The organism is Shewanella inventionis (assembly GCF_014641855.1).
GTDB classification, from domain to species: Bacteria; Pseudomonadota; Gammaproteobacteria; order Enterobacterales; family Shewanellaceae; genus Shewanella; species Shewanella inventionis.
Window position 1 is genome coordinate 102,840 of sequence record NZ_BMII01000011.1, and the last position, 21,484, is coordinate 124,323.

At 44.0% G+C, this 21,484-nt stretch carries 14 protein-coding genes; 10 read left to right on the plus strand and 4 right to left on the minus strand.

Going from position 1 to position 21,484, the window contains the following annotated elements:
- The first annotated feature begins 67 nt into the window (after positions 1-67).
- The 3 genes from gshA (at position 68) to IEW93_RS08105 (ending at position 2,881) form a co-directional block, all read left to right on the plus strand.
- On the plus strand, positions 68-1,693 hold the full coding sequence (gshA, locus tag IEW93_RS08095) for a glutamate--cysteine ligase (RefSeq protein WP_188738777.1): 1,626 nt from the start codon (positions 68-70) through the stop codon (positions 1,691-1,693).
- A 2-nt stretch (positions 1,694-1,695) separates the two neighbouring features.
- Positions 1,696-2,145 carry a hypothetical protein gene (locus tag IEW93_RS08100; RefSeq protein ID WP_229706646.1) on the plus strand — a complete coding sequence of 150 codons (450 nt, stop codon included), beginning with the start codon at positions 1,696-1,698 and terminating at the stop codon, positions 2,143-2,145.
- Positions 2,146-2,281: 136 nt separating this feature from the next.
- Positions 2,282-2,881, plus strand: a complete 600-nt coding sequence (locus tag IEW93_RS08105) for a transglycosylase SLT domain-containing protein (protein WP_188738779.1) — start codon at positions 2,282-2,284, stop codon at positions 2,879-2,881.
- A gap of 69 nt (positions 2,882-2,950) precedes the next feature.
- Here the strand turns inward: IEW93_RS08105 and purK are convergent, their stop codons facing one another.
- Entirely contained in the window at positions 2,951-4,033 is a 1,083-nt protein-coding gene (purK, locus tag IEW93_RS08110) for a 5-(carboxyamino)imidazole ribonucleotide synthase (protein ID WP_188738781.1), read from the minus strand.
- Positions 4,033-4,524: a 5-(carboxyamino)imidazole ribonucleotide mutase gene (gene purE / locus IEW93_RS08115; protein WP_188738783.1), complete on the minus strand. Its 492-nt coding sequence runs from the start codon at positions 4,522-4,524 to the stop codon at positions 4,033-4,035. The genes purK and purE overlap by 1 nt, the downstream gene beginning before the upstream one ends.
- A gap of 288 nt (positions 4,525-4,812) precedes the next feature.
- Here purE and IEW93_RS08120 point away from each other — a divergent pair, with 288 nt between their 5' ends.
- The 4 genes from IEW93_RS08120 to IEW93_RS08135 all read left to right on the plus strand — a co-directional run bounded on the left by IEW93_RS08120 (position 4,813) and on the right by IEW93_RS08135 (position 11,561).
- Complete coding sequence (locus tag IEW93_RS08120; protein WP_229706648.1) at positions 4,813-6,648, plus strand: vWA domain-containing protein; 1,836 nt, start codon at positions 4,813-4,815, stop codon at positions 6,646-6,648.
- 91 nt (positions 6,649-6,739) lie between these two features.
- Positions 6,740-7,285: a sigma-70 family RNA polymerase sigma factor gene (locus IEW93_RS08125; protein ID WP_229706654.1), complete on the plus strand. Its 546-nt coding sequence runs from the start codon at positions 6,740-6,742 to the stop codon at positions 7,283-7,285.
- Entirely contained in the window at positions 7,285-8,142 is an 858-nt protein-coding gene (locus IEW93_RS08130) for a hypothetical protein (RefSeq protein WP_188738786.1), read from the plus strand. Before IEW93_RS08125 ends, IEW93_RS08130 begins: the two co-directional genes overlap by 1 nt.
- Before the next feature lie 134 nt (positions 8,143-8,276).
- Positions 8,277-11,561, plus strand: a complete 3,285-nt coding sequence (locus IEW93_RS08135; protein ID WP_188738787.1) for a S41 family peptidase — start codon at positions 8,277-8,279, stop codon at positions 11,559-11,561.
- A gap of 126 nt (positions 11,562-11,687) precedes the next feature.
- Here IEW93_RS08135 and IEW93_RS08140 read toward each other — a convergent pair whose 3' ends face one another.
- Positions 11,688-12,128 (minus strand): OsmC family protein, encoded by a 441-nt coding sequence (locus tag IEW93_RS08140; RefSeq protein ID WP_188738788.1) that lies wholly within the window; start codon positions 12,126-12,128, stop codon positions 11,688-11,690.
- A gap of 442 nt (positions 12,129-12,570) precedes the next feature.
- On the opposite strand from IEW93_RS08140, the gene IEW93_RS08145 reads away from it, so the two are divergent.
- Both IEW93_RS08145 and IEW93_RS08150 read left to right on the plus strand, forming a co-directional pair.
- Complete coding sequence (locus IEW93_RS08145; protein WP_188738789.1) at positions 12,571-15,531, plus strand: TonB-dependent receptor; 2,961 nt, start codon at positions 12,571-12,573, stop codon at positions 15,529-15,531.
- A gap of 84 nt (positions 15,532-15,615) precedes the next feature.
- Positions 15,616-19,953 carry an alpha-1,6-glucosidase domain-containing protein gene (locus IEW93_RS08150; protein WP_188738790.1) on the plus strand — a complete coding sequence of 1,446 codons (4,338 nt, stop codon included), beginning with the start codon at positions 15,616-15,618 and terminating at the stop codon, positions 19,951-19,953.
- 79 nt (positions 19,954-20,032) lie between these two features.
- Here IEW93_RS08150 and IEW93_RS08155 read toward each other — a convergent pair whose 3' ends face one another.
- The gene (locus tag IEW93_RS08155; RefSeq protein ID WP_188738791.1) at positions 20,033-20,683 is read right to left on the minus strand and encodes a DsbA family oxidoreductase; all 651 of its coding nucleotides are present in this window, start codon (positions 20,681-20,683) and stop codon (positions 20,033-20,035) included.
- 415 nt (positions 20,684-21,098) lie between these two features.
- Between IEW93_RS08155 and hpf the strand changes: the two genes are divergently transcribed.
- A complete protein-coding gene (hpf, locus tag IEW93_RS08160) occupies positions 21,099-21,455 on the plus strand; it encodes a ribosome hibernation-promoting factor, HPF/YfiA family (RefSeq protein WP_188738792.1) in 357 nt (118 codons plus the stop codon).
- Positions 21,456-21,484: the final 29 nt, after the last annotated feature.

Consider the following 21,484-nt stretch of genomic DNA (forward strand, 5'->3'; position numbering starts at 1 on the left):
ACAATATCCTTTATTATCAGGTCTAGCTGTTTACTCGCAATGCGAATCCATAAAAGAGAGTAATAAATTGAAGTCTTTCAATGAAAAAGTCGAACACTTAAGCGACACTCAAGGCCGTGAGGCATTATTGGGCATGTTACGTGGTATTGAACGTGAAGCATTGCGTATTGACGAAAAAGGTCATTTAGCTCAAGACGAACACCCAAAAGCATTAGGCTCAGCCCTAACTAACTCGCGTATTACCACAGATTACAGCGAAGCATTGCTCGAATTTATTACCCCAGTAAATCACAATATCGACAATTTGCTCGAGGGGTTAACCCAAACTCATGCCTACACAGTGCGCAACCTTAATGGCCAAAAACTGTGGCCGGTGAGCATGCCTTGTTATGTGGGCGATGTTGCCAATATCCCTGTTGCGCGTTATGGCAATTCTAATACCGGTAAAATGAAAACTCTGTACCGTAAAGGGTTAACCCACCGTTACGGCGCGTTAATGCAAATTATTGCCGGGGTGCATTTTAACTTTTCGGTTTCAAATGAGTTATGGCAACGTTTATATGACGACAAAATTGCTAACGGCAATGGCAATGCTTGCTGTAGTAAAAGCATTACTTTTGAAGACTTTATCTCTGAATCTTATTTTGGGCTCATCCGCAACTATCGCCGCCTAGTATGGGTATTACCGTATTTATTTGGATCATCCCCCGCGTTATGTGGATCGTTTATTAAAGATCAAGAAGTTGATTTTGAGTTTGAAAAAACCGGAAAAGGCACTTTGTATTTACCTTATGCCACCTCATTGCGCATGAGTGATTTAGGCTACACCAATAAAGAGCAAGACACCCTAAATATTAGCTATAACTCACTACCTGAGTACCTTGAGGGTGTGGGCGCTGCGATTAAGATGCCGTCGAAAAAATTTGCCCAAATTGGGGTGAATGTCGACGGTGAATTCCGTCAGCTTAATAGCAATATTTTACAAATTGAAAATGAATTTTATGCGCCAATTCGCGCAAAACGTGTGACGAAAAAAGGCGAAAAACCATCCCAAGCATTAGCACGTGCAGGTGTGGAGTACATAGAGGTTCGTGCATTAGATGTTAACCCGTTTAGCCCAGTTGGCATTGATGCTACTCAGGTACGCTTCCTCGACTTATTTTTATTACACTGTTTATTGTCACCTTCAGAAGATACCGATGCCGAAGGCGAAGCTGAAATCGCAGCAAACTTAAAAGCAGTCGTGCTTGAAGGACGCAAACCGGGTTTAACATTACAACGTCATGGCCAAGCCATTGGCTTAAAAGAGTGGATGCACGAGTTATTTGCTGAGCTATCCACTCTTGCGGTATTACTTGATGACGAAGACAGCCATGCTTATCAACTTGCATTGGCTCATTGGGCTGAAGCAATAGATGATCCGGATAAAACCTTGTCTGGACGTGTGATCCACGAAGTGGTCGTTAAAGGTACTGATCATAGTATTTGGGTTAAGCAACTTGCTGACGATTATCATGCGTTTTTAACCCATTACCCATTAAGCGAAAACGTAGAAAAGAGCTATGTTGACGAAGCTAAAGCATCATTAATTGAACAGCAACACATAGAAGAGTTGCCGCAAGATACCTTTAGTGAATTTTTAAAACAGTATTTTAAAGATGTTGTCCCTGCGGGTACCTTTGAGGCAAAGTAAGCATGGTTGGTAGAGTATTATCTAGACACCAACGAGTGACAAAATTGGCAATGTTTTTGTCACTTGCTGCATTGCATGGCTGTGCATCTGCGCCAGCTGATAGTGTTAGTTGTGGTACTGTTTCGAGCTATTTAGCGCCCGACAACAGTGCCCAGCTTTACCGTGTAGTGGTGACTCATCTTGACGGCGTTCCGGTTATATCGAGACCCAATTACCCACTCTCTCCAGGCAAGCATGAATTTACCGTGGCTGAATTAATCAACGCTCCAGAGCTCAAAGTATCATTGGCTGCGCGTAAGGTGAAAGTGCTTACTGTCGATGTTAGCGCAGATCAGCGTTACCATATTGCAGCCCAGTTTAATACTGATCGTATTTATATCGGTTCAAATCAAGGATATTGGCAACCCATTATTTGGCAAACTGAGATACATGAATGCGAAATGAAGCCATAGCCTTAATTGCATTAACGGCTTATTGATGTAAAACTCATCGTATCATCTTAGGCTGTTGAGGGCGTTGTTTACCTCTGTGCCTTAATTGTTTTTGGGTTAGCGACAACCGTTAGCCTCACGTGTAATCCGAGGTGTTATGAAGCGTTTTTTAGCTGTTGTTAGCTCTATCTTGTTACTGCAACTGTCAGGATGTGCCACTTCTCCACCGCAACAACCAGATAATATCTGCGCTATTTTTGAAGAACACGATGATTGGTACGATGCCGCCGTTGACACCCAAGAAAAATGGGGCGTTCCTGTACATGTTCCATTAGCAATGATGTACCAAGAAAGCGGCTTTAGGCACAACGCTGCGCCACCAATGGAGTATTTTTTAGGCTTTATTCCAACGGGAAGGGCCAGTGACGCTTATGGGTATGCACAAGCTAAAAATATGACCTGGGATGATTACGTTAAAGAGACAGGAAATAGCTGGTCAAGCCGCAGTGACTTTGATGACGCCATGGACTTTATGGGCTGGTATATTTATAAAACCCATAAAATAAACGGTGTGTCTAAGTGGGATGCAAAAAACCAATATTTAAATTATCACGAAGGTTGGGGCGGCTATAAACGCGGCTCTTACAAAGCTAAGGCGTGGTTAATACCTGTGGCTAACAAAGTGGATCAGCGTGCTAGGCGCTATGCTGCTCAGTATGGTCAATGCAAAGACGATTTAGATTCATCTTGGTGGTGAGCAGGTTAATAATGTTTTTATAACAAAAAAAGGAGCGATAGCTCCTTTTTTTGTCGTTAATCAGATGTGTTATGCAAACTCAGCCAAAATCCAATCTAGCGGTGCCTGGTATTGCTCTGGCATCCAATCTTTAAGCTGTTTAATGCTGTCATCTAACATGGCTTTGTTGTGTACAGACAAGTTTAAGTGGCCCACTTTGCGGCCAACTCGCACTTCTTTGTTGTACCAAAATAGCTCTGCATTTGGCAGGCTTAACCAGCGGTCATCTTTGTCGACACCAATTAAGTTAACCATTACACATTGAAAGTTCACCTGTGGTTGATGCATTGGCAAATTACACAATGCGCGTAAATGCAGTTCAAACTGATTGATATGACAGCCTGCCTGGGTCCAATGGCCTGAGTTATGCACTCTTGGCGCAAGCTCGTTAACCATTAAGTGCTCGCCAACTCTAAAGCATTCCATTGCCATCACACCCACGTAATTAAGGCCATTCATCACCTTGCTTAACATGGTTTCAGCTTCAGCTTGCAGGGGTGCTAAACGGCTCAGTGGCGCAATTGATGCCATTAAAATGCCATCTTGATGCAGGTTAAGTGTTAGCGGATAAAACAAGCAGCGTCCATCCTGGGTGCGTACGCCCACTAACGATACTTCTTCATCAAAGTTAATCGCTTGCTCGGCAATGGCTTCATTGCGCCAATCATCAGGAATCGTGGTTGCTTCAGCCTGTTTTAACCAGTGTTGACCTTTGCCGTCATAACCGCCAGTGCGGCGCTTTAACAATACTCGGTCACCATAAGCACTGTGTAGTGCGTCGGTACGGGTATTGTCATCGACAAGTTGCCACGGCGAAGTGGCTACCGACAATTCATCTAACAGACTTTTTTGAGTAAAACGGTCGGCTAAACGGCCAAACACAGGGCCGTTAATAAAATGTGGGTGCTGGCTTAATTGCAAACTGAGTTGCGATTCTGGCCACTGTTCACGTTCAGCGGTGATGATGTCGTCTGCCAGTAACGGCAATTGCGCATCAGTTGGGGTCATAATATCAACCGGACGTACATTAATGCCCAATGGCTGACCTGCATGGCTGAGCATGGCACCTAATTGACCATCACCCAATACCCAAAGATTTTTTGGCAAAGTCATTAGTCTTCTCTCGGATCGGGATTATCAAGAATAGCGCGAGTTTGCTCATCACGAAATGCGTCTAAACGTGCGGCTAAATCAGCGTCGGTGACCGCCAAAATTTGGCTCGCCAATAAGCCAGCATTAAATGCGCCTGCCGTACCAATGGCTAAAGTGCCCACAGCAATACCTTTAGGCATTTGTACTATTGATAATAGGCTGTCCATGCCAGATAACGCCTTGCTTTGTACTGGCACACCGAGCACTGGCAAACGCGTTTTAGAGGCGATCATGCCGGGTAAGTGGGCTGCGCCGCCTGCGCCACCAATAATGACTTTATAGCCTTTATCTGCAGCAGAACTTGCAAATTCCATTAGCTTGTCTGGCGTTCGGTGAGCTGAAACAACTTCAACATGATAAGGCACTTGTAGCTTATCCATTATTTCTGCGGCGGCTTCCATTGTCGGCCAATCACTTTTCGAACCCATCACAACAGCAACTAGGGCTTGCATGTTAACTCCTTAACGTACTTATTCTATTGGTATATTTTGTTAATGTACTGCGAAAAGAACTCGAGTCATTAACCTCAATATTAAGGCGGTAAAAAAGGGGCTAGATAATAGCATAACCCACGCGCAATTGGCTTTAGTTCAGTGTTTCATGAGGCTAACACTCAGTTTCTAAAAACGAAAACTCTTTTGTTGTATTCATAAATGGCAAAAAAATACCATGTAAATAACCCTTTTTATATTTGGGCTCGTTAATAGCGATATAACACATCCATTAAAAAGGGCACAAACATGAAGGATTATCAGCAAGCATTTAACTATCGTCTATTGGCGTTAACCCTCTGCGGTATTATGGTCGGCGGCTGCGCACAAGAGTCAAATGATGAACCTGAGCAAGTAAAAAACCACGCACAACCCATGATAACCGAACGCTTAGCAGAGCAAAAAAGTACTTCAAAAGGTCAACAATTGGGTCAAAGCCAACGGGCTGTGAGCGACAATCAACTAAGCCCACAAACGGCAGAAATCGCTGCTATACCAGTAAATCGTGCAGTAAAACCGTATCAATATCCAAGCCAGGCCAAATTAATGCAAAGTGCAATGGCTTATGCACAGGTATCGGCCGATGTTAATTCAGCACAGGTAAATCAAGATAAATTTGCTACTGTGGTGCAAAACGGCAATATGGTTGCCGCTGAAACACCGGTATCAACCTTTTCTATTGATGTTGATACCGGCAGTTACAGCACCACCCGCAGATTAATTAATCAAGGCCAATTACCTGCTAAAAATAGTGTGCGAGTGGAAGAGCTGATTAACTACTTTAGCTACGATTACCCCGCGCCAAGTGATGTCGACGTGCCCTTTAATGTCACCACTGAATTGGCGCCATCGCCTTATAACCAAGACACGCAGCTATTACGCATTGGCATAAAAGGCTTTGACATAGCCAAAGACCAACTTGGTGCCAGCAACCTGGTGTTATTGTTAGATGTGTCGGGATCAATGTCGTCAAACGATAAATTACCTTTGCTAAAGCAGGCGCTATTGATGCTTAGTCAGCAATTGTCGGCGCAAGATAAAGTCTCGATTGTGGTTTACGCTGGTGCCAGTGGGTTGGTGCTTGATGGGGTGGCGGGCAATGACTTTGCTGCAATCAGCCACGCACTAGAACAGTTAAACGCGCAAGGCGGCACCAATGGTAGCCAGGGCATACAGTTGGCGTATCAAATAGCGCAAAAGCATTTTATTGAACATGGCATTAATCGGGTTATTTTAGCCACCGACGGCGACTTTAATTTGGGGATGACTGACCATCAACAGCTGGTGGATTATGTCGCCACGCACAGTCAAAAAGGAATAGGTTTGTCGACATTAGGTTTTGGCTTAGGCAACTATAATGACCATCTATTGGAACAGTTATCAAATAAAGCCAATGGTCAATATGCCTATATCGATACGTTAAATGAAGCGCGTAAAGTCTTAGTGGACCAACTTAGCGCAACATTGTTAACCATTGCCCATGATGTCAAAGTGCAAATTGAATTTAATCCCGCCGTGGTATCTGAATACCGTTTAATTGGTTACGAAAACCGAATGCTCAATCGCAGCGATTTTAACAATGACGCCGTTGATGCGGGCGAGATTGGTGCCGGCCACAATGTCACTGCACTTTACGAGTTACGCTATAACGATAGCCAAAATAAGTTGATTGAACCGCTTAGATATCGCGCCTCAACAACGCAGCACGATGACAAAGCAAGGTCCATTAGTGATGAAGTGGCTTTTTTAAAATTGCGCTATAAAGCCATTGGCGGTCAAGCCAGTCAATTATTAACTTACCCGATTACTAAACAGCAGCAATTAAGCCATTTGCACCAAGCCAGTGATGACTTTCGTTTTGCCGCTGCAGTGGCGGGGTTTGGTCAATTACTCAACCATAATCATTATGTTCACGATACTGATTATGCTAAGTTAATTACACTTGCCGAATCCGCAATGGGCCAAGACCGTTTTGGCTATCGTCATGAATTTGTACAACTATTAAAAACTGCCAAGGTGTTGTCGATGCAGCCTATACAGGCGCGACCATCAAGCCAGATTGCTCAGCAGGTTAACCCACATTAAGGATAAAATGGTGTCAACACTCACACAGCAAAAGGATGCACAACCAAAGGATGACAATTTAGTGCCACAAGTCGGCAGTGACGAGCAGCTCATGCTCAACTATCAAGCCGGCGACATTACGGCATTTGAAGCGTTATATCGTAAACATAAAGGCCCTTTGTACCGTTATTTTGTCCGCCAAATACATGACAAGCAACTGGCAGAAGACCTATATCAAGATACCTGGAGTAAGGTGATTAATGCGGCTGCTCAATATCAGGTAAAGGCTAAATTTACCACTTGGCTGTATAAAATTGCTCATAACTTGCTAATTGATCATGTGCGAGTGGTTAAGCCACTCGATAACATCAACCCACTGGCCGATGAGCAGCAAATGGATAGCCTTGAAGCTGATAACCTCAAGGCGCCAGAGCCACAATTACAGCAACAGCAACAGCTTAATATGATGAAGTCTTGCATTGCCGATTTGCCAGCGGTGCAAAAAGAAGCATTTTTACTCAATATTGAAATGAGCATGTCGGCTGCAATGATAAGCGATATTGCCAATGTGACCTTAGAAGCAACCAAAAGTCGCATTCGTTATGCTTATCAGAGTATTAAGCAATGCATTGCCAATAAATTGCAGGAGACAAGCTAATGGCTCAGCAACAAGATGATGCAGAGTTCACTGCACTACAAACTGAAATCAAACAAACTTATCACCAGCAAACGCTAGAACAGCCATCAGCAGAATTAGACGAGGCTATTTTGGCAAAAGCAAAGTCTGCCCGCCATGCTGTGGCTAAAAACAATAAAGGCGAGCCTGCTATGTGGCGTCGCAATGCCTGGTTATTTTCAACTGCGGCATCAGTCGTGTTAGTGGCTGGTTTGTTTATTTTAAGCCCGAGTTTACAGCAGCAAGCTGGGATCAACCTTGAAAAAGGATTGCCTAAACAGCAGATGGACGTTCAATCGCTTGACTCTGAAACTGTGATGCCACTATCTACAAGTGACATGTCGGCAGATGTTGCTGAGGCACAATTGAATGAAACACAAGGCATGTCTATATCAGCCGACAGCTTAAAGCCTGAACAGGCTATGGCGGCGCCTGCAAGTGTTGAAGCCTTAACCGATAGCTCACTTGGCGACAAAATACCGATTCAGAACCGCTCTCAACAAGCGTTAGCAGAATCACAACAGCAAGCCCAAGCGATTAAAAAGGTTGCCGACGCTGAAGCGGCGCAGCGAAAGGCCGCAGCTTTGCCGATACGCCAGCAAGAAAAAGAGCTTAAACTGATGAAGCAACAACTCGAAAATCCCTCAAAAGGTACTATAGAGCTTGATACCGCAGAAGCCGCTTTTGCGCGATTACAGGCGTTAATCGCAGACAATAAAATCAAGCAGGCTGAAGGTTATATGATCACCATGGAGCAACGCTTTCCTGAGCTTTTGAGCCCAGCGCATCCGCTTTATGAGCAATATCAAAAAATTAAAGTGCAGCTCACCTCGCAGTAATTCTCTCCCAACGGCTAAGCGCATAATGCTTAGCCGTTTTTCGTTACACTTTTACGCTGCAAAAAATGACATAACTCTGATAACGTGAACAAACAATGATAAGGCCTTAGATTTAAACAAAGGAAATACCTCACATGAAACTTCGCCGCTCAGTAACGCATTGCATGTTAGCTTTAGGCACCTTAGCCTGTTCATCAATGATCTTCGCCCACGCCTCAAATCAAGGCTATTACCGCGCGCCTGCACTGCATGACCAAACGCTAGTCTTTACTGCAGAAGGCGACTTGTGGACAACAACGCTTAATCAAACCAAAGCTAGCCGTTTAACTAGCCTCACCGCTGAAGAGCTCGATGCCACAATTTCTAAAGACGGCAAGTGGGTGGCATATACCGCCAATTATGAAGGCGCAAACGAAGTGTATGTGATGCCGATTGCGGGCGGTGTGGCCAAGCGAGTCAGTTTTGAAAATAGCCGAGTGCGCCTGCAAGGTTGGACCGCTGCAGGTGACGTTTTATATTCAACCGACAATGCTTTTGGTCCTGCTAACTTTTGGGTGCTCAAAACCGTTAACCCGCAAACATTAGCCGTTACTGATCTGCCATTAGCCGACGCCGTTGAAGGCGTCATCGATGATAAAGGCGAGTATGTGTACTTTACTCAATTTGGCCTGCAAGTGAGTGGCGACAACGCCAAAGTGTATCGTGGCGGCGCCAAAGGTGAAATTTGGCGTTATAAACTTGGCAGCAAGCAAGAAGCAGAGCAATTAACCACAGCTCATGAAGGCTCTGTAAAACAGCCGATGCTATGGCAACAACGAGTGTATTTTGTCAGCGATCAATCCGGTAACGACAACATTTGGTCAATGAGCCTTGAGGGCAAAGATGTTAAACAGCATACCCAATACACCCAATGGCAGGTGCGCGATGCCCAGCTAGACAATGGCCGCATTGTATTTCAACAAGGCGCCGACATTAAGTTACTCAATTTAGCCGACATGGCCGAAACTACCCTAGATATTGAGCTCACCAGTGACTTTGCTCACCGCCGTGAGCAATGGGTTAATGACCCAATGGAATATGCCACCTCGACGGTGTTTGCTCATCAAGGTGACAATGTGGTGATTACTGCTCGCAGCCATGTGGCCATTGCCAGTAACGATGGTCGTCGCCTGGTACAAATAGACTCTCCAGCCAACAGTAGACTTCGTGATGCTCTATTAAGTGACGACGGCAAATGGGTTTATGCCATTAGTGATGCCTCTGGCGAACAAGAAATTTGGCAATACCCAGCAGACGGCTCAGCAGGGGCTAAACAACTAACCAAAGATGGTAGCACCTTACGTACCAGCTTATCGTTATCACCCAATGGCCGCTATTTAGTGCACGACGACTATATGGGCAATGTATGGTTACTGGATTTAACTCGCAGCAACAACCAAAAAATTATCGAAAATGGTGAGGGGTTAGGCCCTTATCAAGACATTAAATGGTCTGCCGACAGCCAATTTTTAGCGTTAACCAAATCTGAAATCGGCAAACAACGCCCTCAAATTGTGTTGTATTCCATTAATGAGTCTAAAGCGCAAACCTTAACCACAGACAAATACGAGTCGTTTTCACCCAGCTTTAGTCATGACGGTAAATGGCTTTATTTCTTGTCTAACCGCGAGTTTAAAGCCAATCCAGGTTCGCCTTGGGGCGATAGAAATATGGGGCCTATTTTTGACAAGCGCACCCAAGTATTTGCCATCGCGCTAGAGGCTAAAGCGGCGTTTCCATTTGCCAAACCAACAGAGCTAACGGTGAATAAAGGCGTTAAAAAAACAGAATCAAAAGATCACGATACTGCAATGAAAACCAAAGTGGAGTGGGACGGACTATCTCAACGCTTGTGGCAAGTTCCGGTTGATGCAGGCAATTACACCAGTTTAACGGCCACCAAAGACAAGCTGTATTTACTGGATGGCAACCAAGATAAAAGCGAATTAAAGCTAATTAAGTTTGATGCACAACAACCCAAAGTAGACACATTTAGCGACGATGTTGGTCAATACGCATTAGCAAAAAATGGCAGCAAACTTATGCTGCGCAAAAAATCAGATCCTAAAAACATCATGATTGTCGATGCCGGCGATAAACTGCCCAGTGATGTGTCAAACGCTAAAGTGAGCACAGATCAATGGCAGTTAAGCATTTCACCGCAACAAGAATGGCAACAGATTTTTGAAGACGCCTGGTTAATGCACCGCGACTCATTTTTTGACCCTAAAATGCGTGGTGTTGATTGGCAAGCCGCCAAAGCAAAATACCAGCCATTGGTCGACAGGCTCACCGACCGCAATGAACTCAATGATATTTTTGTGCAAATGATGGGGGAGTTGAATTCACTGCACTCACAAGTGCGTGGTGGTGACATTGACCAAGATAAAGATGCAGCGAAAGCCGCAGCGTTAGGCGCACGATTAACGCAAACGGATAAAGGCGTGGTGATAGGCCATATTTATCAAACAGATCCAGAGTTACCTTTGTCTGGCTCACCGCTAGCTCGCATCGACGTTGATGCAAAACAAGGCGATATAATTACTCATATTAACGGCAAAAAAGTGGCTAACATTGCTGATGTGACACAATTACTGCGTAACCAAGGCAATAAACAAGTGTTAATTTCATTACAACGTGGCAAAAGCACGCACAACACAGTGGTGACGCCACACGACACAGCAACAGATGCCAAGTTACGCTATCTTGACTGGGTTGAGCACAATGGCGCTAAAGTCGAAAAAGCATCAAACGGGAATATTGGTTATCTGCACTTGTATGCCATGGGTGCTGGCGATATTGAAAGTTTTGCTCGAGAGTTTTATACCAATTACGACAAAGACGGGCTCATTATTGATGTTCGCCGTAATCGTGGTGGCAACATTGACAGCTGGATTATTGAAAAGTTATTACGTCGTGCATGGGCATTTTGGCAGCCAACTCATGGCAGTACTCATGCCAATATGCAGCAAACGTTTAGAGGTCATTTAGTGGTGTTGGCCGATCAAATGACTTACTCAGACGGTGAAACCTTCTCTGCGGGTATTCGTGCGCTGAATATTGCGCCAATTATAGGTAAACAAACAGCTGGTGCCGGTGTGTGGTTGTCGGGACGAAACGCTGTGACCGATAATGGTATGGCTCGAGTGGCTGAATACCCACAATATGCTATCGATGGACGTTGGATTGTTGAAGGTCATGGTGTTGAACCAGACATTGAAGTGGATAACTTACCTTACGCGACCTTTAATGGTAACGATGCCCAGCTTGAGGCGGCAATGAGTTATTTAAAAGATGAGCTGTTACAGCAACCTATCACACCTTTGCAAAGTTTACCTATGCCCAAAACAGGTAAAGCGGACGACATCCAAGCAAAGTAGTGTTGGAGTTCGCTCAAGGTTATTAGCTCAAGTCAAAAATGCCCCTGCCAAAACTGGTTTGTAGGGGCATTTTTATTAATAACACAGATGAGATTGGCGCTAAAACTAACGCTTCATCATAGGTTTTTAGCTTGTTTTAATTTCAACTTCACAGGCAATTGAGTTCGCAATAAAGCAGTTTGCGTGTGCTTTTTCGTGTATTTTTTCTAATGTGTCTTGGTCGACTTCAACGCCTTCAGCAAAGGTGACAGTTGGCTCAAGTGTCATCTTCACTACCGCCACTTTACCCGCTTCATTTTTACCTAAATCTGCTGTGGCATTGTCGACATAGCTGGCGACAGGCAGTCGTTTTAAATGGGCAATCGCTAAAAATGTCAGCATGTGGCAAGACGACAATGCCGCTAATAAGCTTTCTTCAGGATTCACTTTTTCAGCATTGCCTTTGTACTCAGGTGCTGATGATGCTTCGATAGTTTGCCCTGTACCAAATTTGACCTGATGGTCACGATTAAACTCACCCTCTTCACTGGGTGAAGATTGCCAATTTACCGTCGTTTTAAACCCCATTATGTACTCCTAAAACTAAATGAATATGGCGTATAACCATGTCGTATCAATGAAATGCCCATAACGTATCTGGCTAAATAAAATTGAAACAACGTCATTGATTCAACACCAAGCGCAACAGAAAGTCCATGTATTTGCTACAAATCATTAAACTTTACCCTCTCAGTATAATGAATGACATTTTTACAATGAGATTGCTGACACGGCTAATAATCTAAAAAAGTAAAAATTCGTATAAAATCAATGGTTAGCTTTGTTTTTGTGTGGGTATTGCAATTAAGTGCATGTTATCAATTTGTTATGAATACGTATGCATCGTGTTGTGTATTATTCAGGCAGATGATTAGTATATCCGAATAATAAATGTCCAATATTTAGCATCTTCAGCATGAATAAACTGAGTGTTGGATCACTAATAAACGAGATGGTGAGGGAATAACCAATGCTTAAAAGCAAACCCAATGTCTTAACATTAGCGTTAGTTGCCGCCGGTCTGAGTGTGATGTTTATGCCTCAAGCGGTAAAAGCTAATGATAAGGTTGAACAGCCAACCGATACTAAACAAAGTATTGAATTGAATAAGCCCGTGACAAATGCAACGGATATCACGGCCAACCAGACAACAGATGAAGCAGACGCTGAGCCTATTGAACGTATTTTGGTTAAAGGTTACAGCCGCAGTTTAATTGATTCACTTAATTCAAAACGCTTTGGTGACACGGTATCTGAGCAATTATCTGCAGATGATTTAGGCGCGCTACCCGATGTGTCAATGGCAGATGCACTGACTCGCTTGCCAGGTATTTCGGCCGTAAGAACCGGTGGGCAGGCCGCCGAAATTAACATACGTGGTATGTCTGGCGGGTTTGTATTTTCAACCTTAAATGGCCGTGAGCAGGTTTCTACTAGCGGTTCTCGCAGCATTGAGTTTGACCAATACCCCTCCGAATTAATTAGCTCTGCAGCAGTATATAAGTCGCCTAAAGCATCGCTTATTGAAGGTGGCGTTGCCGGTACCGTTGAATTACAAACGGTCAGCCCGCTAAGCATTGATAAAGACCACAGCTTTGTGGTTAATGCCCGTGGTATGCATAACGATCGTGCCAGCGAAGTGTTTGGCGCAGAAGAATATGGCAGCCGCTTAAGCTTTTCTTATCAAGGTAAATTTTTAGAAGACACCCTAGGGATTGCGGTCGGTTATGCCCGTCTTGAACAGCCTAGCGTGGCCACTCAATTTATAGGTTTAGCCTACAACGATTCTAAAGAGCTTGATGGATTAGCAAACGACACTAATGGCCCCATCGATAATCCTGACTTTGAATACATCAGTGAAGGGTTTGAAATGCAGCACTTAGGTGGTGTTGAAACTCGAAATGGCTACATGGGAGCCATTGAATGGGCTCCAGTTGACAATCTTGTGGTTAAAGCCGATTCGTTTATGTCGCGTTTTGACAGTGAGTCGTTTGCGCGCGGGTTTAGGGCTAAATTAGGTGGCCGCAATGCCAGTGTTGCTAACCCAGTGTTTGATGGCAACAGCATGATTGGGGGGACATTTAATCGTACTTCTAAAAGTTATACACGGGTTGAGATTGTTAACGACGACAACCAAGACTTTGACGAAGTAAACAGCTTTGGTGTTAATGCCGACTGGCAAGTTACCGACAGGCTAAATGTCAACCTTGATGTATCGTTATCGTCAGCCAAAAGCGATTTTCGTAACGGGTTGTTGTGGTCAAATGTTGCTGTTGACGCCAATGCCGAAACGCCAATATTTGATGAAAATGTGTCGATTAGCTATTTGCTCAATGGCCTAGATTTACCTGATGTTGGGTTTAATCAAGCCGATGCTTTTTCTGATATCAATCGAGTTATGGTGAGTAAATACGGTATTTATCCTTTTGTGAATGAGGATGAAATGAAAGCATACCGTATCGATTTTACCTACGATTTAAATACTGACTTTATCTCGAGTATTGAATTTGGTGCACGTTTTTCAGACCGTACTTATTCTAACGACCGCTCGGTATTTGAATACGGTAACGATGGTGCGTTTTCAAAATCAGAGCCGCCACTAAAACTCACCGAAGACATGACTACCGTTGTTGATTGGCAAGGAGACTTTAGCTATTTTCCCTCTTATTTAGCCATCGATTTGGACGCAGCGTTAAATGCCTGGTTCCCTAATGGTATTCCACAACCGGTACAAACCTGGGGTAATGCTGATGGCGTTGTTGATCCTCAAGGCTATACCACTAACTACTCCTGGAGTGTGCTGCAAAGCGGTGAAGTGTATGAGGAGGTGATATCTGCTTATGTTATGGCCAATATCAATACCGAGATAGGCGGTTTGCCTGTAACGGGTAATATTGGCGTTCGTATGGTCGATACCGACCAATCAGCGACTATGCTGCAAAATGTAGATGGTGACATTAATCTAGGTGCACAAAACATTGCTGACAGTATTGGTATTATTAACCAAAACTATGTATCAACAGTGCAGGGTGTCAGCTACACCGACTACCTCCCTTCAATTAACTTAAACTTTGCCATTACCGACGACTCACAAATTCGTTTCGCAGCAGCAAAAGTCATGTCTCGCCCACCAATTAACAGATTAGCGGGTGATATCAGTGCCTCAGTGTCAGACGATGGAGAAATTAACGGTTCCAGCACCAACAATCCATTTTTAATGCCGTTTTATGCTGATCAGTATGACTTATCTTACGAGCGATACTTTGACGAAGGCGCCTTTGTTGCCGCGGTGTTTTATAAGAATATTGACTCGTTTATCGACACCATCGCCATTGAAAACTTCGATTTTAAAGCAAATGGTTTTAACGTACCTGATTACATAGTCGACGAAGTCAGTGGTGAGCAAATTGCGACAACGAATGGCACTTATACCACTGCTGTAAACAATGCTGAAGGCGGCTATATTCGTGGGATAGAGCTGGCATATACCCAGGTTTTTGCCTCTTTGCCTGATGCATGGTCGGGACTTGGATTTAATGCCAGTTACTCCTATACCGAATCTGAAGTGCAATCCATTACCAGTCTAGGCGGTGATACAAGCACGCAAGACCTACCAGGTTTATCAAATAATGTTGTCAGCGCGACGTTATTTTACAGTTATGAAGGTTTCGAAACCCGTGTGAGTGCAAGGTATCGAGACGAGTTTGTTTCTGAGCAGGTAGCGATTAACGAGCAAGTGGTGAACTTTGACGCCGAAACCGTTATCGATTATCAAGCCTCCTACCAAGTTAACGACGCCCTAGGTCTTTTATTTCAAGTCAATAACCTCACCGACGAGCCGACAAAGAGCTTTTTTGGCAATCAAAACAAAACCGGCACCTTACAATATTTTGGCCGCCAATTTTATCTGGGGTTCACCTATGCCATGTAAACAACAGACAGGTTTATTACTCATAACAATAATTAAAAATCATCTCATTGCCAAAGGGCAATATGCGATAGGGAGAAGTCAGCTATGATGACTAAATCAACAATGTCGACATTAAGTGTATTGGCGCTGAGTGTTGTCACATTAATGGGGTGTGGTGGCGATTCATCATCCCCAGGCGAAGTGTTACTAACCTGTAACGTACCTAATGTACCAAATGCAGCCGGTACCGAATGCGTCGCACCACCGGCATTGAGTTGCCCAGCCCCTAAGTTTCCTGATGCGAAAAACGAAAGTTGTATTGTAGGTTATAACCCCGACTTACCCCTTCCTACGGTGTTGGCTGGGCCTAACCAGGCTGTACTGTATTACAACCGAATTAAAGATAAAGACAACAGCAGCAGTAACCCCAATTACCCAGGCTATAAACTCCATACCTGGAACAACGACACCTGCGATGCCTATGCACCACCATTTGACTCAAGCGACTGGGCAAATGGTCATCCGTTTGATGGTATCGATCCCAATTATGGGGCGTATTGGGTGATTAATTTAAAAGACGGTTACAGTGATTGCGCAAACTTTATTATTCATATTGGCACTGAGGGTTCAGGCAAAGCATTGGGCGACTCTGACTTAACCATGAGCCTTAAAGCCTATGAGGATGATAGTGCCCCTGAAGCACAATTTAACCGAACTAACTTTACCATTCATGGTGAAAGCGATGTGTATGATTATCCTATTTTAGATGTTGGATTTTCTATCGACGGTGCCAGTGCGCACTGGTTAGATCAACACACATTTGTATGGAATGAGCCTAGCGATGGTGTGGCTAAATTTGTATTACATCACTCATCTAGCGCCGGTATTGAGGCCGATAACGATGGCAATATAAGTGGCATGCAAGTTGAACTGCTTGACGCTCAGTTAAGCGATGCGCAAAAAGAATTAGTGCCTCATTTGGCTACATGGCCGGCTTACCAGGCAAACTTTACCGCTGACGAAGCCAAAGCCATGGCGAAAGAGCAGTTGGTACTGGTAGCTTATGACAGTGACAATAAACCTACAGCAGCAACTTATGTGCAAGTGGCAAAAGTGCTCGATGATTTGTACACCCAAGGTGAAAATGACGCAGATGAGGCAGAGCTTGGGGTCATTTATGATGGCAACACTATCAGCGCCAATGTGTGGGCACCTACTGCAAAGTCAGTCAATTTAAAGGTGTTTGACAGCACTAAAAAACTCACTACCACTCATGCAATGAACTTAAATAACGACACGGGAATTTGGTCATATAGCGGCGACATGAGCTTAGACCGCCAATATTACCGATATGAGTTGACCGTGTATCACCCGGTATCAAAAAAAATCGAAACACTAGAAACAACCGACCCTTATTCACTTAACGTGTCTACCAATGGTCGATACAGCCAGTTTATAAAGCTAAGTGATGATGATTTAAAACCTGAAGGTTGGGATGGTCACACTGTAATGACCGTCGAAAACCCAGAAGATATCGTTATTTATGAAGGTCATATTCGCGATTTTAGCGCAAGAGATGAAAGTACCTCTGAGGCTAATCGAGGCAAGTATTTAGCCTTTACCGAGACAGGCAGCGCTCCGGTTGAGCATTTACGCAAATTGGCCGAAACTGGGGTAACGCATTTTCATGTATTGCCAACCACAGATATCGCCACTATCGAAGAAGATGTCACTAAGCGTATCGAAATCACCGACACCTTAGGCAAGTTATGTACGCAAATTAATGACTCGGCCAATGCCTGTAAAACTCAAGATAAAAGCGCCACAATTGCGTCAATATTAGCTGATTTTTTACCCGGCTCTGCAGATGCACAAGATTTAGTGGGTGCACTTCGCAGTTATGACGGCTTTAACTGGGGATACGACCCGCATCACTTTATCGCGCCAGAGGGCAGTTACGCATCGAGCTCTGAGGGCACTGCTCGTGTTAAAGAACTACGCGCAATGAATCAAGCATTACACGAGCTTGGCTTACGCGTGGTGCTTGACGTGGTATACAACCACACCAGTGCTTCTGGTCTGTGGGACAATTCAGTGTTTGATAAAGTGGTGCCGGGCTATTACCACAGATATAACGAGATCAGCGGCAAAATTGAAACATCAACCTGCTGCGACAATACCGCAACAGAACACCGCATGATGGATAAGTTTGTTAGCGACTCTTTGGTTATTTTAGCTAAAGAATACGGCTATGACGGCTTTCGATTTGACGTGATGGGTCACATGCCTAAAAGCAGTATTTTAGCCGCCCGTGAAGCGGTGCAAGCGGTAGATCCTGATAATTACTTTTATGGTGAAGGTTGGAATTTTGGCGAGGTTGCCGACAACCGCTTATTTGAGCAAGCTGTTCAGGCGAACATGGCGGGGACAGACGTTGGCACCTTTAATGATCGCATTCGCGAGGCCGTTCGTGGCGGGGCGTTATTTGCCACCGACAAAAAAGATGACTATTTACGCGATCAAGATACCTTACGCTTATCAATGGCCGGTAACTTACAAGATTACGTGTTAAAAGACTTTAATGGTAATTCAGCCAAAGGCAGTAGCTTTAGTTGGAACAGCCAACCAACGGCTTACGCATTAGATCCTGCAGACAGCATCAATTATGTGTCTAAGCACGATAACGAAACATTGTGGGATATTTTGCAATACAAACATGATGTGGGTTTATCACTTGAACATCGCGTGCGAGTGCAAAATATTGCAGCAACAATTCCATTAATGAGCCAGGGTATTCCATTTTTACAAATGGGCGGTGATATGTTGCGCTCTAAATCAATGGACAGAAACACCTATGATGCCGGCGACTGGTTTAACTGGGTCGACTTTAGCAAAACCAGCAATAACTGGAACGTAGGCTTACCGCTTGCGCAAGACAACGAAAGCAAATGGAGCGTCATTAGCGGAATTTCAGCTAATCCGAATGCGGCAGCATCAGCTTCTGAAATTGAATTTGCCTCATCGGTATTCAATGAGTTTTTGACGATTAGACAAAACAGCAAATTGTTCAGATTAACCACCTCACAAGATATTATCGACCGGGTGGGATTTCATAATATTGGTAAAAATCAAAAGCAAGGCGTGATTGCTATGAGCATTGACGATGGCCTGGGATTAACCGACATCGATCCTAATGTGGATGCCATGGTTGTGGTAGTCAATGGCACAGCCCAAGAGCAAACTCAGGCTATTACAACTGCTAGCGGTTTTAGCCTGCATGCAGTTCAACAAATGTCTATTGATAATGCGGTGCAAAACGCCAGCTTTACACAAGGTGATGGCAAAGGAGAGTTTACTGTACCGGCATACACCACCGCCGTATTTGTTAAATTGCAGGGCGACACACAAGGCGAGGGGTTAAAAGCTAACGCAACAGCAGGCGCTCCCGATGTGGTGCCATTTGGCAGCACGGATATCTTTGTGCGTGGCGACATGAACGGCTGGGGTGAAGTGGATAAATTAACCTATGTCGGCAATGGTGAATACCGTCTTGCTATTTCGCTTACCGCCAATAGCTATAACTTTAAAATTGCCTCAGCAGACTGGAACACCGTCGATTTTGGTGCTGTATCAGGTGACGTTGCCGTTGTTGAAGAAAACATTGAAGAATTACTGCTAGCAAAAGGGGCTAATATGACCTTTACCGCCAGCCGTGATGCAACCTATGTGTTCTCGCTCAATGCTGCCGACAAGCTCAACCCAGTATTATCGGTTTATAACGAAGAGCCTTTTGTTGATACCCCGGTTTATTTACGCGGTGATATGAATGGTTGGTCAACTGATAATGAAATGGTCTACTTAGGTGGCAGTTTATACCGCGCTGAAATCATGTTAACCGCTGGCGTTAAAGGTTTTAAAATTGCCTCTAGCGACTGGAGTACGGTGGATTACGGCAGTTTAGATGCTGACGGAAGCGTTCAGCTTGGTATTGAAAAAGCATTGGCTGAAAAAGGTGGTAACCTCAGTGTTAATGTTGATTCTGATGCAATGTATAGCTTCACTTTTGACATGAGTAATCGCAATGCGCCGCAGCTGAGTGTTGACAAAACGGACATGTTTGCTGGCAACACGGTTTATGTGCGCGGCGGCATGAACGGCTGGGGCGAAGTAGACATGTTGGTTTATCAGGGCGCGTCGGTTTATCATGTTGACATTGCCCTGACAGCAGGTGATCACGAATTTAAAATCGCGACGCCAGACTGGTCAACAGTTGATTTTGGTGCCATCGCCGGTGATGAAATAGTGGCAGAAGGCATGTTAAAAACCTTAGCTAAAAAAGGCGCTAACATGCACTTTAGTGCACCAACGACTGGTACTTATCGCTTTACGGTAACTGGGCCAAGTGCTGAATCGCCGACATTAATGGTGACAAAAATAAACTAGGGCCTGGTGTTAACGAACCAGCATTTACTGATAAAACCCAGCTCACGCTGGGTTTTGTGTTTAATGTTATGGGGATAGGCTAAGCCGCTGTGGTAGTGAGCTTGCTAATAAGCTCTGCTATCGTAGCGGGCTCTTGAGCGCCGGACACTAAATACTGCTGATTAAACACAATGGCAGGCACAGCTTGAATACCGCGGCTTATCCACAATTGCTCTTCTTGTTTGACCGCTTTTTCATAACGCTTGTCAGTTAATACCTCGCGGGCTTCATTTGCATCTAGCCCAACGCTGGTGGCCGCATCGACTAACACCTCAATATTATCTGGGTTGTTCTGCTCGGTAAAATAGCTCTTGAACAAGGCCAGTTTTAATTCAGTTTGCTTGCCAGAGTCAGCCGCCCAATACAGTAATTGATGGGCAAGTAGGGTGTTATAAATTCGTGATGAGTCAGAAAAATTAAACGTAAACCCTAAATCTGCTCCTATTTGGGTTAAACGTTGACGGTTTTGTGCGCTTTGCTCAGGTGTTGAACCGTATTTTTCTGCAATGTGCTCGCCTAAATGTTGGCCCTCTGGTCCCATTGATGGATTGAGCTCAAAAGGGTGCCATTGTACTGTCACATCTAGGTCGTCAAATTGGCTTAATGCTTGTTCAAGACGACGATAACCCACAATGCACCAGGGGCACATTACGTCTGACACTATGTCAATTTGGAGGTGTTTTGTTGCCATTTTGAGTCCTATTATTCATTAATTCGACTTAATTTTAACGATGAAAAAAAATTTAAATCGGCATATTTGTTTATAAATTAACTGCTTTTGAGTAAAAGTTGATGGCTTTATCACCATTTAAGCAATCTGCCTAAAAGTTGCAGCCAATATCGTTAAAAATGTGTCTATACTTAAACAGTAATCTGATGTTTAATCAATGTAAGGGTTAGGTCGATTTGACATAGTCCATTCGAGTTGGTTTTAAACACAATTGCCGGTGATACAAAGTCACTTATGATTTTACCACTTGTGATTTCATCCACATGCCCCATGTCTAATTATGTAAGCATGCATTTGTACTAGTCTGTTATTTATGTCAGCATGCATTTGTACCACGCGATAAATTTGGCAAGTAAAATTCTGTTAAGGACAATCTATGAAAATAAATCTTTCTGGTCACCATGTTGATGTTACTGATACTGTCAAACAACACGTAGAAGAAAAATTCGCAAAAATCGCTAGCCATTTCCCAACGCTTATTTCGCTAGATATCATCATTGCTAAAGAGCATGGTGAATTTGATGTTGAAATTCGTACCAATTATGAAGGTACTCGAATTGCTGCAAAAGGTAACAACGCAGTTATGTATCCAGCCATTAGCAGTGCCGCTAAAAAGTTAGATGCAGCATTGAAACACCGCAAAGGCCAATTAAAAGCTGATTTACATGATAAGCCAGATGTAACCGCGCCTGAAATCGCATACGAAAAAGTACAAGAGATGGACCTACGTTAATCGTGATTAACTTGGTTTAGTTCAATAAA

Bases quoted from the DNA above. Each gene is read 5' to 3' on its own strand.
- IEW93_RS08100 (WP_229706646.1), top strand. From the start codon at position 1,696: ATGGTTGGTAGAGTATTATCTAGACACCAACGAGTGACAAAATTGGCA.
- IEW93_RS08105 (WP_188738779.1), top strand. From the start codon at position 2,282: ATGAAGCGTTTTTTAGCTGTTGTTAGCTCTATCTTGTTACTGCAACTG.
- purK (WP_188738781.1), bottom strand. From the start codon at position 4,033: ATGACTTTGCCAAAAAATCTTTGGGTATTGGGTGATGGTCAATTAGGT.
- purE (WP_188738783.1), bottom strand. From the start codon at position 4,524: ATGCAAGCCCTAGTTGCTGTTGTGATGGGTTCGAAAAGTGATTGGCCG.
- IEW93_RS08120 (WP_229706648.1), top strand. From the start codon at position 4,813: ATGAAGGATTATCAGCAAGCATTTAACTATCGTCTATTGGCGTTAACC.
- IEW93_RS08125 (WP_229706654.1), top strand. From the start codon at position 6,740: ATGCTCAACTATCAAGCCGGCGACATTACGGCATTTGAAGCGTTATAT.
- IEW93_RS08130 (WP_188738786.1), top strand. From the start codon at position 7,285: ATGGCTCAGCAACAAGATGATGCAGAGTTCACTGCACTACAAACTGAA.
- IEW93_RS08135 (WP_188738787.1), top strand. From the start codon at position 8,277: ATGAAACTTCGCCGCTCAGTAACGCATTGCATGTTAGCTTTAGGCACC.
- IEW93_RS08140 (WP_188738788.1), bottom strand. From the start codon at position 12,128: ATGGGGTTTAAAACGACGGTAAATTGGCAATCTTCACCCAGTGAAGAG.
- IEW93_RS08145 (WP_188738789.1), top strand. From the start codon at position 12,571: ATGCTTAAAAGCAAACCCAATGTCTTAACATTAGCGTTAGTTGCCGCC.
- IEW93_RS08150 (WP_188738790.1), top strand. From the start codon at position 15,616: ATGATGACTAAATCAACAATGTCGACATTAAGTGTATTGGCGCTGAGT.
- IEW93_RS08155 (WP_188738791.1), bottom strand. From the start codon at position 20,683: ATGGCAACAAAACACCTCCAAATTGACATAGTGTCAGACGTAATGTGC.
- hpf (WP_188738792.1), top strand. From the start codon at position 21,099: ATGAAAATAAATCTTTCTGGTCACCATGTTGATGTTACTGATACTGTC.